The organism is Siphonobacter sp. SORGH_AS_0500 (assembly GCF_031453245.1).
GTDB lineage: Bacteria > Bacteroidota > Bacteroidia > Cytophagales > Spirosomataceae > Siphonobacter.
In genome coordinates this window covers 2893796-2906882 of sequence record NZ_JAVIYT010000001.1, presented here as the reverse complement: position 1 = coordinate 2906882, position 13087 = coordinate 2893796, and the positions used below count along the sequence as shown (strand labels likewise).

Genomic DNA, 13087 nt, shown 5'->3' with positions numbered 1-13087 from the left:
AAGATAAGACATCTGCGTTATCTGCGGATGTTTGACTGGCTGGCAAATAAAAAAGGGTAGAGCCCCGCTCTACCCTTAGGTCTATAACGAATGGAAGGCTTATAACTCCCGAATCCAGATGTTACGGAAGCTTACGGCATTCCCATGATCCTGTAAACTGATGGGGCCTTTGCCGTGAGGGACATTTTTAGGAGCTCCAATGTATTCCGTTGAACCCTGAATTTTCGTGTGGTTCTGTACAACAATACCGTTGAAAATCACCGTTACATAAGGAGGGGTCTCCACGCCACCATTCTGGTTAAAGCGGGGGGCCGTATAAATAATATCGTAAGTATTCCATTCACCCATCGGACGAATAGGGTTAATCATCGGAGCCGTTTGTTTGTAAATCGACCCGGCCTGACCGTTACGATAGGAGCGGTTCTGGTAGCTATTCAGCACCTGAACTTCATACATACCCTGCATGAAAATACCGCTGTTTCCTTTACCCTGACTTTTTAGTGTTTCGGGTTCGTTAGGCGAACGCCATTCGATGTGGAGTTGGTAATCCTGGAAATCCTGCTTGGTGGAGATATTACCGGCACCTTTCACAACCGTAAAAGCACCGTCTTTTACTTCCCACTTGGCGGGGCTGCCATCTTTTACAGAAACCCAGTTATCCAGATTTTTACCATCAAAAAGAACAATGGCGTCGGATGGGGGAATACCGTAAGCTTTTCCGGGAGTTACCGTTGGAATTTCGGGGTCCCAGAACTCAGTTTCTTCAGGTTTAACGAGGTAGTTTTTCTTGACAGCTCGTTGGTCCTGAGCTGAAACATAACCCAGGGCAGTTAATGATAAACACAGCGAGAGTGTTAGCTTTTGAGCGATCTGCATTGGTCAATACAAAATTTGAAAGTAAGATTGTGGCTGGAAATTACGCCAACAGATTCGTATATAGCTAATTTTTCAAAAAAAAAGGATTTTTTGGTACATTTTTGGTATAAAAATATAAAAATTCGGTTATATACGATAGTCCTGTTCAGAAACAGAAAACGTTTAAGCAGCGATAAGCTTAGTAGGAATTAAAAAAGTTAGGGTTCTGTTTTGATGGATCATACGATCCCCCTGGTACTCTTAAATATGTCCTTAAGGTTATGAAAGTTATTGAAAATAAAAAGGCACCCGGAAGGCAACTCGTCAAGCACATGAGTTTGCGGACCAAGTGGATTTTGCTGTCTGTTTTTAGTATGATTTTATCCAGCTATGGGATCATAGTGCTGGTACGGGCGGTTTGGCTTCAGGCGGCGGGGGAGGTCTTTAACCGCTGGTTTCTGTTGGGAATTTATGCCCTGGTATTAATGATTACCGGGTTTATCATGTATGGAAACGCGTTGCGAATTCGTACCCGGATGGACACCCGACGGGAGATGCGTCGTTTTATTCGAAAAAATCGGCGATTATTTGCCAAACCCAAGGCGATGATCGTCAAGAAGAAAACGCAACGGACCAAGCAACAAAACCCGGATAAGGAGAAACCTAAAGAAGCTACAAAAGAAAACCCTGCTAAACAATCGTAGCAGGGTTCCAGAAAATTAAGTTAACCATTGTGTTAACTACTTATTTCTTTTCGAAAGAAGCTTTGATTGCTTCTACGTCTACTTTCTTGATAGTAGGTTTCAGTGTAAGGCGTTTGATCGTCGTTACTTTGTTATTCGCGATAGCCTTATTTCTGCGATCCTTGCGTTTCAGTTGTGATACACCCATGATTTTGGAAGTTTGGTATTACTGGTTACCGGTTCGAGTAATCCAGGAATACCTGATTCTCATACTCAGAACCTAAAATGAGCCGCAAAAATACTGGTTTTTCGGCAAATGTCAAATCTCATTCCTCCGAAATATCAAGGAAATTTAGATTAATACGGAAGTAAAGGGCTTTCCCTACTATTTTTGCAGCATCAAATCATTCATTTAGCTTTTATTCGGGAGATTTCCCCTGCTTCCGGCATCCATACCATCATGAGTATACAAAAACCCAGCCTTCCCCGAGGGACCCGCGATTTTGGTCCAGAGCAGATGGTGAAGCGGAATTTTATCTTTGATACCATCCGTCGTACGTTTCAGAAATATGGTTTTCAGCCGCTGGAAACACCCACGCTGGAAAATCTCTCGGTGCTGATGGGTAAATACGGCGAAGAAGGCGACCAACTGTTATTTAAAGTACTGAATTCGGGTAATTTTTCTGAAAAAATTCAGCCTTCCGATCTGGAAGAAGGCTATAAGAAGTTAACTCCAAAAATTGCCGAGAAAGGCCTGCGTTATGACCTGACGGTGCCCTTTGCCCGTTACGTGGTGATGAATCGGGGTGAGTTAACCTTTCCTTTTAAACGTTACCAGTTACAGCCCGTCTGGCGGGCCGACCGTCCGCAAAAAGGACGTTACCGGGAGTTTTATCAGTGTGATGCTGACATTGTAGGTACGGATTCCTTGCTCTGCGAAGCCGAAATCGTAGCGATGTTGCACGAAATTTTCCAGGGACTTTCCATCGAAAACTTCACGATCAAGATTAACAACCGTAAAATTCTGAGTGGAATTGCGGAAGTAATTGGCGTAGCCGGCATGGAAACGACTTTGTTCGTAGCAATTGATAAACTGGATAAGGTAGGTAAAGAAAAGGTAGAGGAAGAGTTGCGGGAAAGAGGAATTTCAAACGATTCGATCGATAAACTGCAACCTCTATTCAGCAGCCTGACTTCTAATGAAGAAACTTTTGCCAGTTTGAAAAGCTGGTTGCAAAGCTCTGAGGTAGGAATGAAAGGCGTGCAGGAACTGGAAACGCTATGGCAGATGGTTCGCACGATGGGGCTCCCGGAAAACCAGATTCAACTCGATATTACCCTGGCTCGGGGGCTGAGTTATTACACCGGAGCTATTTTCGAAGTGAAAGCCAATGGCGTTCAGATAGGGAGTATCTCAGGCGGAGGGCGTTACGATAACCTGACGGCTGCTTTTGGCGTGCCTAATCTGTCGGGCGTTGGTATTTCGCTGGGAGTAGACCGGATTTATGATGTGATGGAAGAACTGAAACTCTTCCCCGAGAATCAGCGTGTAACGACGAAGGTTCTTTTCACTAATTTCGACGCTCAGGCAGAGATGTATTCATTGCCTTTATTACAAAAAGCTCGTCAGGCAGGTATCAATGCCGAATTATACCCTGATTCTGCCAAGCTTAAAAAACAGCTTGATTACGCCGACCGTAAGAAAATTCCTTTTGTGGTATTAATCGGTTCAACCGAAATGGAAACGGGGGAGTTAACCCTAAAAAATATGACTACCGGTGAGCAACAGAAAGTTACCGCCGAAGCATTAATTGAGTTATTGAAGTAAGGGGACAATGGGTTAATTGTATCCACATCAAAGCAAAAGGGCACCTAATCATCAGGTGCCCTTTTACTTTTCCTCTGCCAGCGTGACCCGGCCAGCTTTTTTGCTGGCAGCCATAACGCATTTCCCTTTCTCTTTCATCCAGAGCGAAGGAACTTATGCGAATTTACGAACCTACTTGGTTTTAAGGGAACGTTAATAAACTCAGAACCGCCTCATGCTACAGAAGGTCTCTCACTTCGTTCAAGATGACACTTAGGAGAAATTACTATTTGCAATCACTGGTGCGAGACTCCATTTCGTTCCTAAAATAAGGCAGGTTCCTACCTGCCGTTATCCCTCAAGCCTGTCACCACAGCGAAGGGAGGGAACCCTCAAAGTTTCAAAAGCTACGATTCGCGTGAGAGTCCGACGATTATATATTTTAAATCCTCGCTTAAATTTGAGAAAAAGTGACGGGCTCCAAAAATACGCGTTGAATTCTAGACACCGTATTGGCGTATTCGGGAAGACCGGAGATTCGTTTCCAGTCGGCATCGTTACCAAATTTCTTCCAGTTAGCGTCTCTTACTTCCATGGATGGAAAGGTTAGCAAGTACGTCAGGCAAGGCAGGGAATCGCCAATTTTCACTTCACCAAAAAATACGGGCGTTAATCCTACCTTATTAAAGACCTGAATCTCAGCGTCGTTGAACATCGCAATTTTGCGGCGAACGGCGTCTTCGCTAAAGCCCTCGTAGGTTCTTAATTCAAAAATCCGACTTTCGTTTTTAGGCACAGCCAGTTGGGGAAATCCCGAAAAAGCCTGCATGAAAGAAGATTTATAACGAGCGTAAGAGGCTCGGTCAGGTAACAAATTCCGGTAGCTTTCGCTGGCTTTCTGGTACTCCGAATCCTGAGATAAGCGACTATTTACTTCAGCAAAAGCGTTGATTGAAGGGTAGGGAATTAGCACGTATAAAAGTGGGGGTTCGCCTTTTCCTAATTCCCGAAACACGCCCACATTTTTAATTCCCTGGCGGTTAAGGGCTGGCACCAGGGCCGACTTTAGATAATTTTCCTGAGCATTCCCTTTCAGTTCGTAAACCCGTAATTCGAAATAACTTGTGGTGTCAGCGGAAGTAGAAAAAGGTTCTGCCACGGCAGCAGTACCCGCCATTAGTGTAGACGAGACGAAAGTCCGACGATTCATGAATGTGTAGAGGTTATTGATTTATTCGATCAAATATAATAGACAAAAATCCCGTCAGTAATGATTCTGACGGGATTTTTGAAAAGGTATTGACGATTTAGATCGTAAGAATGATCTTTCCAATGTGTCCACCCTCTTCCATATACGTATGAGCTTCAGCAGCCTGTTCCAGTGGAAAAGTTTTGGAAACGTGCGTTTTCAACTTCCCCTGAGCCACCAGCGGCCAGACCCGCATTTCCACATCGGCAGTTAACTGGGCCTTGAAATCGTCGGTACGGGGCGAAAGTGTGCTGCCGGTTAGGCTCAGTCGTTTCGTCATAATATCCATGATGTTAATCGTCGATTTGACGCCTTCCATTCCCGCCAGCCAGCAGAGGCGACCTTCCGGTTTAAGAATTCGCAGGTGTTTAGCCGTGTAATCGCCACCAATGTAATCCAGAATTGCGTCAACACCGATGGGAGCTAGCTCCTTTTCAAAATCCTGGGTTTTATAGTTGATGCAACGCTCGGCTCCCCAGCTTTGGGCAAAGGCACATTTTTCGTCGGACCCTGCTGTGGCAAACACCCGAACGCCAAAGGCCCGAGCCAATTGAATAGCCGTTAAGCCAATGCCGCTGGTACCTCCCTGAATGAGCAGGGTTTCTCCCGTTTGTACCCGCATTCGCTGGAAAACATTACTCCAGACGGTTAAGACAGTTTCGGGTAAACCCGCCGCTTCTATCATCGAGACGTTTTCAGGAATGGGTAAGCAATGACGGAAATCGGCTACGGCATACTCAGCGTAACCCCCGCCACGAATCAGGGCACACACCCGATCTCCTTTCTTCCAGTGGGTTACTTTCGGCCCGCAGGCACAGATCGTTCCGGCTACTTCCAGACCCAGAATTTCTGGAGTATCTTCTGGCTTGCCGTACTTGCCCTGCCGCATCATAACGTCGGCCCGGTTCAGGCCCGCTGCTTCTACTTTAATAATTACCTGATTTTCGACGGGTTGTGGCGAAGGGCGTTCGGCTAGTTGCAATACTTCCGGGCCACCAGCTTGGGTAACTATGATTGCTTTCATGGGTAAAGAGGTTTAAGATAACACACGAATTGTCACGAGTAACTGGCCTACATGTCGCATGGTATGCTCTGCCGAATGAACATAAAGGCCAAGTACGGTAGAAGGTAACTGAGCCCGGCCCACGCCACGTACCTGGGTCAGTTGATCGGGATGGGTCTGGCGAAGTTGCTCCAACGCTTTTTCTACCTGAGTATTAAAACGCTGCACCAGCTCTTCCGTACGTACATCGGTTGCCAGGCCTTCAGCCCTGAGGTATTCCAGTTGCGTTTCCGTAAGGGCTTCGCCGCGAGCATAGGTGTACAGGCGATCAAGAACGCCCGTCAGGTGTTGCAGGTGAAAACCGGGTGAAGCTAGTTCAGAAGGACGCTCCCAGAGACGAACCGAAGGAAAATCCTGGGTGAGTTCAGCTAGTTCTTCCCGAGCCTGAAGCAAGGCATGAGCTACAGGCTGTAATAAAACGGGCATATCGGGTAGGGGACCGCGTAACCACACTTCACGTTTTTCTGCCATGATATTTTAATCTAGTTTATGTGTTAGATGGGTTAGAGAGGTTTTGAAGTTTTCTTTCAAACATAAAATCAATTCCACGGGTTAGCCCCGGCGGTTGATACTCATGTTTTGGTTAGTAAACGGTATAGAAGAACGTTTCCAGCAGTCCTCATCAACGATACATCATTATCTAAATTAGTTTGCCGCTGAAATTTATCGACTAAAAGTTCATCATTCTTATGAAAAAGCAATTGCTTTGGTGGGGAGCGGGGGTCTTATTGAGCAGTACAGCCCTGGCTCAATCCACTAAAAATAAGCTCGAAGAAGCTCATCAATTTGGGAAATATCAACCTGTGGGCTTGGCTATCTCAAAGGAGGGCCGAACCTTTGTAACGTTCCCCAAATGGTCCAATGATTATAAAAATGCCTTGATTGAAATTAAGGCTGACGGCTCGGAAGTACCCTATCCCAATCAGGAGTGGAATACCTGGGATACTACGCATGTACAGGATCGTTTCGTCAGCTTACAGGCAGTTTTCATTGATGATACCAACACTTTATGGGCTTTAGATCCAGCCAATCCTGATTTTGGAAAGTCGATTGCGGAGGGAATCAAGCTATTGAAAATTAACCTGGCTACGAACCAGATTGAACGCATTTATCGATTTGAAGATTTGCCCCGTAGCAAAACCGGACTTAATGATTTGAATGTCGATACTAAACGAAATCTGGCGTATTTATCTGATCCTAGTCGGGCAGCCCTTGTGGTGCTGGATTTAAAAACGGGCAAAAGCCGAACGGTACTGGAAAAAGACGCTTCAACCACGGCCGACCCTACTTATCATTTGCACATTGATGGCATTGAAGTAAAAGATCAGTCAGGAAAGCCTTTCAGTAGTAACGTGAATGGCATTGCTCTGGCGGGCGAATACTTCTATTACCGACCCATCACGCAAACCAAATTATTCCGAATTCCAACGGCGGCTCTGGCGGATGCTTCGTTATCGGCGGAGCAGTTGAAAGCTAAAGTAGAGACCGTAGGTGTGGCAGGAATTTCCCATGGTATGTTTGCGGACAAAGCGGGAAATGTTTACATGGGTGATTCGGAAAAGAAAACGCTGCATCGGTATAATGCCAAACGCAAGCAATTCGAAACGCTTGTTCAGGACGATCGGTTGTTATGGCCCGATAGCTACGCCATTGGCCCGGATGGCTATTTATACGTTACCGCAGCTCAGTATCAGCGATTAGCAAAGTTTAATCAAGGAAAGAATAAAGTAGAGTATCCTTTTCGGATGTACAAGCTAAAATTATAGCCAGTAAATAATAAAAGCCCTGAATAGTTGAGATTCAGGGCTTTTATTATTTATGTCAGAAAAGGAAATTAACGGCCACCACCGAAGAGTTTTGAAACGACCCAGATCACCAGAGCAACGCCTAAAACGACCAGGATAATACCGCTCCAAACACCGGCTTTAAAAATACCTTTAATGGCTTCGCAACTGGTTAAACTTACCATTAAGGTTGCGAGAATAACGTAGATAGACAGGCGAGAGTTTTGTAATGTTTTCATAAGGGTAAAGGGATATGTGAACAAGAAGTTAATGAAATCTATACGTTAAAAATCCATTCCAGTTTATAAGAGAAAAGAGGTTATTCCCCTTTGCTGACTTCTGAGGCCAGTTTCAGCACCAGATCGCCATCTTCCTGTTTAATAACCAGAGCCGGATTGTCATCTGTGCCGTGTCGGGTTATTTTCTCGCCTTTGATGGTCTTTTCATACGTTTCTTTATGTACGGAATCAATCGTTCCGTGAGCCTTCCCATTTCCCCACTTCCAGCTTACTTTATCTCCTTTTTTCATTGGTCTTATTATTTGTTTAAAAACTAAGTACTAATAAATCATTCCAGTAATTATTAAATGATGAATGAATCCATTCCGTTGATCCTGACGGTCAAGCTAGACCCAACGTCACAGACGTATTTTGATGACCTACGAAAAAGATATTTTCCAGTAGAAAAGAACTATCTGAATGCTCATTTATCCTTATTTCATCAGTTACCGAATGCTGACCCTGGGATAGAGAATACTTTACTTGAGGTCACCCAAAGAGAAGCCTTCGAAATGCAGGTGAGTGAAGTAAAAATGATTGGAAAAGGAGTTGCCTTTCGAGTGGAAAGTAATACGCTCAAAACTTTACATAAACAGCTTCAGAAAAGTTGGAAGGAATTTCTGATTCCACAGGATCAGCAAGGGTTATGGCCGCATATTACCGTGCAGAATAAAGTAAGCCCGAAAGAAGCGAAGCAACTGGCTGCTCAATTAGAGGAGACCTTTGAGCCTTTTGCGATTACTGCTCAGGGGTTAATCTTGTGGGAATACCATCAGGGGCCTTGGAAGTTCCCGAAGGAATTTGAGTTTAAATAAGAGCGATTATGGATCGGCATGATTATCACGTAGAGACGCGACTTCATTGCGTGTGGCCGGTCGATGAAAATAATGTAGAGGTAACAAAATGGTCATCCGCCCTGGCTAGTGTCCTCACTAACCACTATAGTTTTATTCATGGCTGGTGAGGACACCAGCCAAGGCGGGAGGTGACTAGCCAGGGTGGGAGCGTCTAGTCGGGCGATGAAAAATAATGTAGAGGTAATAAAACCGCCTCTTACCCAGACGCGATGAAGTCGCGTCTCTACAGTAGTAATTATCTGGGAGGTTAACAAACAAAAATCCCTTCGTTTTTTGTAAAACGAAGGGATTTTTAGAGAAACATCGTTAAGGATTAGTCGACCACAGACCGGCTTCTTTCACGAACGTCCGTCGATTGAGTTTCAGGTGAGCAATGACCAGCTCTGCCAGATCTTCGGCCTGCATTACCTTTTCAGGATTACCATCCGTCAAATTCAATTCGATAGCCATGTCAGTAGCAATCGTGCTTGGCGTTAAAGCCGTCACACGGATGTTATGCTTGCGAACTTCCTGCATTAACGATTCCGTCAGGCCCAGAACGGCAAATTTTGAAGCACTGTAGGCACTCGTTGCTGCTGCTCCCCGTTGACCTGCGGTAGAAGAAATGTTAATAATGTCACCGGACTTACGCTCAATCATGCCGGGTAATACGGCTCGCGTTGCGTAATAAACGCCCATCAGGTTTACCTGAATAATGTTTTCCCAGGTTTCGGGTTCCAGTTCAAGAAATTTACCGAACGCAGCAATACCAGCGTTATTAATCAGAATATCAATCGCACCGAAGCTGTCTTGAATTTGATGGATCGCCATTTCTACCGAAGTGCGATCGCTGATATCAGCTGAAACTACGGCGGCCTGAACGCCCTGAGCTTTTACCTGTGCCGCTACAGCTTCCAGGTTAGCCGTATTGCGTCCCAGCAGAGCTACGTCAACGCCTTCGGCCGCTAAAGCCAATGCAATGGCTTTTCCGATTCCTTTGCCGGCTCCGGTAACCAGAGCCTTTTTTCCTTGTAATGATTGCATAACAACTGTTTTGAGCGGCCACCGCCGCGGTTGAGGGTTTTGAGTTTAGAGTTATATCAATCCATTAAATAACCCGCTAGAAGTAATAATTCTTAGGTAAAGAAGGTTCCATAACTCTAAACGCAAGACGCTATTTCAACTCTTTCAGAATTTCCTCGATGGCTTTGTCGAGTTGGGGTTCTTTGCCGTCCAGACGGTCGGTGAAGGTTTGCCGCACGGTAATATCGGGCTGAACACCTTCACGCTCCAGGTTTTTACCATCGAGCGTATAACAACCCCAGGAAGGTAAGCGGTAGAATGAACCATCCACAAGACCTTTACCCGAGGTAAAGATAATCCAGCGATAGGTTTCCGTTCCGATCAGTTTGCCCAGTTTCAGAGCCTTGAAGCCTGCGGAGGTCATTTCAGCATCACTCAGCGATTGCTCATTAATCAGCACCACGATGGGTTTACCCGACGGGCTAAAGTTGGGTTGAGGCGAGCGGGCACCGCCCCGGTATTGCCACTGTAAATAAGGACGCTGACTGAGGAAATTCAGAACCAGATCATGCACATTACCACCCGTATTATAACGTAAATCCATAATCAGAGCATCTTTCTGATTCCAGTCTCGGGCCATGTCAATGACGAATTTCTCGTATTCATCCATGCCCATATTCTTCATGTGAACGTAAGCGATTCGATTTTTGGATTTGGCATCGACGTACTTCTGATTCTGGTCAATCCATTCATCGTAAAGCTGTCCTACTAAGGCACCAGAACTTTCGGGGTGAACTTTTACCTCAATGGCCTTCCCGTTTCGCTCCAGAGTCAAGGTCATTTCCTGATCCATGGATGGCTGCTGGAAGTAAAAATCACGGTTTTGTTTCGCGTCTACTTTTTCACCATTCACTTTTACCAGAATATCCCCGGGTTTAACATCCTTGTCCTGTTTATCCAGGGGTGAATCTTTGACAATGGCTTTAACCTGATACGGATTTTCATCTTCGAAAATCAAACCCGATGTTAGCGTGCGGGTCGAGTAGAAGTTCGTTTCTTCTGGACCAAAACTACTGAAGCCCGTGTGGGAAGAATTCAGCTCACCAAGCATGTCGTTCATCAACATCCGAAAGTCAGTACGGTTATTGGCTCTGGGAACGAAGGCTTCGTATTTCGTGCGAAGGCTTTTCCAGTCTACCCCGTGGAAGGTTTCGTTGTAGAAGTTTTCCTCTACGTTCGCCCAGGTTTCTTCAAACATCTGTTTGAATTCATCGGCGAAGTTTTTGCGGAAGGTATACTGAATGTCAATCTTATCAACCTTATTGGCGTCCAGATTAAGTTTGTGAATATTGCCGCTTACAATCAGGTAATACTTGCCGGATGCTTCCAGGAAATCGGAAGCCCGCATGGTACCTTCGATCTTCTCAGTTTTAGTAGGAACGAAAGGCTCGAGGGTTGTTTTCCACCAGCTTGATCGGCCCTGATCGTGATTGGAACTGTAGAGAACGAAGGTTTTCGAGTCTTTCTGAATGACAATAGGGTCGTAAGCTGTTCCGAAATTCGGGCTGATTTGCTCCAGACGATCCATCAATCCTTCAAAATCAATAACAATCGGCTCCGTCTTTTTGGCTTCTTCTTTTTTCTTAGGCTCTTCTTTGGGCTTGGTTTCTTCTTTCGTTTTCTTGTCCGTCGTTTTAGAAGAATCCGTCTTCGTTTCCTTTTTATCGTCCTTTTTGAAAAGCTCGTCAAACTTGTCAGAACGGTAAGGAGCCTCAATTTTGCTCAGAGCCATTCGATAAATGTGAGCGTCTTGCATGCCAAAAGGATAGGAGGGCTTGAGGCGATTACTGGCAAAATAGATGTATTTTCCGTCGGGCGACCAGTAAGGCGACGCTTCCGTAACGCCCGTATTGGTCAGATTATACGTCTTGTTATCCGCAAATTTGTAGATGAAAATGTCCTGCTCGAAGTTTCGGTGTGAAGTGAAAACAATGTATTCATCGTTGGGTGAAAACATGGGCGAAGAATCCTGGAATGCCCAGATTTCTTCTTTCGAAACCAGCGTTTTAGACGTAAATGTTTTTAAATCCAGCAAGCGGACTTCGTCGCGACCGCTCAGGTAAACAGCTTTCGTCCGGTCTTTGTTAATGGAAAGATTACGGTTGCTGCGAAGGTCGTTAGTGAGAGCTTTTTCATCTCCATTACCATCGGCGGGAATGCTAAAGTAATTTTGGTAACCATTCACGGTCTGGTTGAAAACCAGCGTGCGGTTATCCGAAAGCCATTTTACTTCCAGTACACGACCGTCAACCCGGGTATTGAGTTGCTTGACGTACTTTCCTTCCAGATCCGAAACGAATAACTTTCCGCGAGAGGAAAAAGCCATTTTTTTACCATCGGGAGAAACGTCGAAAAAGTTAATATTTCCCTGCACGATAAAATCCTGAGCTTTGGGTAATGTAAAGTTTCGGGAAATATTCAGTTTTACTTTTTCAGATTTCTTACTGGCAATATCGTAGGACCAGAGCTGGTAATCTTTCTCGAAAATAATTTTCTGCCCGTTTGCACTTACCTGTGGACGCTTCACTGATTCTTTGAAAGAGGTCAGAGCCGTTTTTTTGCCATTCACGAAGGTATACAGGTTATACTCCCCATTAGCTTCATCCGATACGAAATATACGTTGCCAGCTTTGTCAATGGTCGCCCACATATCCTTCCCGTTGTAATCCGTATAGCGTTTGTAGGCTTTTGTTTTACGGTTATACGACTGAATGTCAGGATTAAATTCCCCTTTATATCCTTTGCGATAAGCCTGGTTATCGCTTTCCCAGGTATCATTAAAGAATAATTCTCCCGAAGAAGGGTGCTCGGAAACGCTGTGAATGCGGTTGAAGTAATGCCCGAAAATGCGTTTGGGCGTGCCGCCGCTGGTGGAAATGGTATAAGCCGTCCCACCATTGAAGGCCGTTGATTCAAAGTAAATGGTTTTTGAATCCCAGCCCCAACTGTCCATGACATCGTTGCCATCGTGAAAAGTTAATTGGCGGATTTCACCCCCTTCGGCGGGCATGAGGTAAATGTCATTGTTCCCATACTGCGTTCCAGAGAAAGCCAGCCATTTGCCGTCGGGAGAAAAACGAGCCCGTGTCTCGCTACCCTGCATGGCGGTTAAGCGGGTGCTGACTCCGGTAGCCAGATCGGTCTTCCAGAGGTCGTTTTCGTACGTAAAAACTAGCGTTTTAGCATCGGGACTGATCGTAGGATAGGAGGTAAAGTAAACGTCCTGAGCCTGTAGCTGAGAAAGCCCCGCTACGGCCAAGATCGCCGAGCATACAAGTTTCTTCATGTCAAGGGGGTATTGAAGTGTTTATCGGAAAGATACAAAACAGAAGGCAGTCGTTGCACAGAAGAAAGGACTAATGGTTTATTTCTGGCGACAGGGTGACATTTGTTGTTCCTGTATGTCTGAATTCCCCGGATTTGCGGATGAACATAGGGTTGGTTGCATA

General features: G+C 45.3%; 13 protein-coding genes. 4 read left to right on the top strand and 9 right to left on the bottom strand.

Going from position 1 to position 13087, the window contains the following annotated elements; translation table 11 throughout:
- Positions 1 to 99: 99 nt before the first annotated feature.
- Positions 100 to 876, bottom strand: coding sequence for a DUF1080 domain-containing protein (locus tag QE357_RS12320; RefSeq protein WP_106638211.1), 777 nt, complete (start codon positions 874 to 876; stop codon positions 100 to 102).
- A 260-nt stretch (positions 877 to 1136) separates the two neighbouring features.
- Between QE357_RS12320 and QE357_RS12315 the strand changes: the two genes are divergently transcribed.
- Complete coding sequence (locus QE357_RS12315; protein WP_157830455.1) at positions 1137 to 1559, top strand: hypothetical protein; 423 nt, start codon at positions 1137 to 1139, stop codon at positions 1557 to 1559.
- Positions 1560 to 1599: 40 nt separating this feature from the next.
- Here QE357_RS12315 and QE357_RS12310 read toward each other — a convergent pair whose 3' ends face one another.
- A complete protein-coding gene (locus tag QE357_RS12310; RefSeq protein ID WP_198555320.1) occupies positions 1600 to 1746 on the bottom strand; it encodes a hypothetical protein in 147 nt (48 codons plus the stop codon).
- Between the two features lie 258 nt (positions 1747 to 2004).
- On the opposite strand from QE357_RS12310, the gene hisS reads away from it, so the two are divergent.
- Positions 2005 to 3366, top strand: a complete 1362-nt coding sequence (gene hisS, locus QE357_RS12305) for a histidine--tRNA ligase (RefSeq protein ID WP_307143555.1) — start codon at positions 2005 to 2007, stop codon at positions 3364 to 3366.
- Positions 3367 to 3799: 433 nt separating this feature from the next.
- Here the strand turns inward: hisS and QE357_RS12300 are convergent, their stop codons facing one another.
- The 3 genes from QE357_RS12300 to QE357_RS12290 form a co-directional block, all read right to left on the bottom strand.
- A complete protein-coding gene (locus QE357_RS12300) occupies positions 3800 to 4555 on the bottom strand; it encodes an NIPSNAP family protein (protein WP_309707764.1) in 756 nt (251 codons plus the stop codon).
- A gap of 97 nt (positions 4556 to 4652) precedes the next feature.
- Positions 4653 to 5618 carry an NAD(P)H-quinone oxidoreductase gene (locus tag QE357_RS12295; protein ID WP_106638208.1) on the bottom strand — a complete coding sequence of 322 codons (966 nt, stop codon included), beginning with the start codon at positions 5616 to 5618 and terminating at the stop codon, positions 4653 to 4655.
- A 12-nt stretch (positions 5619 to 5630) separates the two neighbouring features.
- Positions 5631 to 6128 (bottom strand): DinB family protein, encoded by a 498-nt coding sequence (locus QE357_RS12290; RefSeq protein ID WP_309707763.1) that lies wholly within the window; start codon positions 6126 to 6128, stop codon positions 5631 to 5633.
- A 218-nt stretch (positions 6129 to 6346) separates the two neighbouring features.
- On the opposite strand from QE357_RS12290, the gene QE357_RS12285 reads away from it, so the two are divergent.
- On the top strand, positions 6347 to 7423 hold the full coding sequence (locus tag QE357_RS12285; protein WP_309707762.1) for an L-dopachrome tautomerase-related protein: 1077 nt from the start codon (positions 6347 to 6349) through the stop codon (positions 7421 to 7423).
- A gap of 68 nt (positions 7424 to 7491) precedes the next feature.
- Here QE357_RS12285 and QE357_RS12280 read toward each other — a convergent pair whose 3' ends face one another.
- Entirely contained in the window at positions 7492 to 7680 is a 189-nt protein-coding gene (locus QE357_RS12280) for a hypothetical protein (protein ID WP_106638206.1), read from the bottom strand.
- An 80-nt stretch (positions 7681 to 7760) separates the two neighbouring features.
- On the bottom strand, positions 7761 to 7970 hold the full coding sequence (locus QE357_RS12275) for a DUF2945 domain-containing protein (RefSeq protein ID WP_106638205.1): 210 nt from the start codon (positions 7968 to 7970) through the stop codon (positions 7761 to 7763).
- 57 nt (positions 7971 to 8027) lie between these two features.
- Between QE357_RS12275 and QE357_RS12270 the strand changes: the two genes are divergently transcribed.
- A complete protein-coding gene (locus QE357_RS12270) occupies positions 8028 to 8534 on the top strand; it encodes a 2'-5' RNA ligase family protein (protein WP_309707759.1) in 507 nt (168 codons plus the stop codon).
- Between the two features lie 348 nt (positions 8535 to 8882).
- Here the strand turns inward: QE357_RS12270 and QE357_RS12265 are convergent, their stop codons facing one another.
- Both QE357_RS12265 and QE357_RS12260 read right to left on the bottom strand, forming a co-directional pair.
- Positions 8883 to 9599, bottom strand: coding sequence for a 3-ketoacyl-ACP reductase (locus QE357_RS12265; RefSeq protein ID WP_307143270.1), 717 nt, complete (start codon positions 9597 to 9599; stop codon positions 8883 to 8885).
- 130 nt (positions 9600 to 9729) lie between these two features.
- A complete protein-coding gene (locus QE357_RS12260; protein ID WP_309707756.1) occupies positions 9730 to 12924 on the bottom strand; it encodes a S41 family peptidase in 3195 nt (1064 codons plus the stop codon).
- Positions 12925 to 13087: the final 163 nt, after the last annotated feature.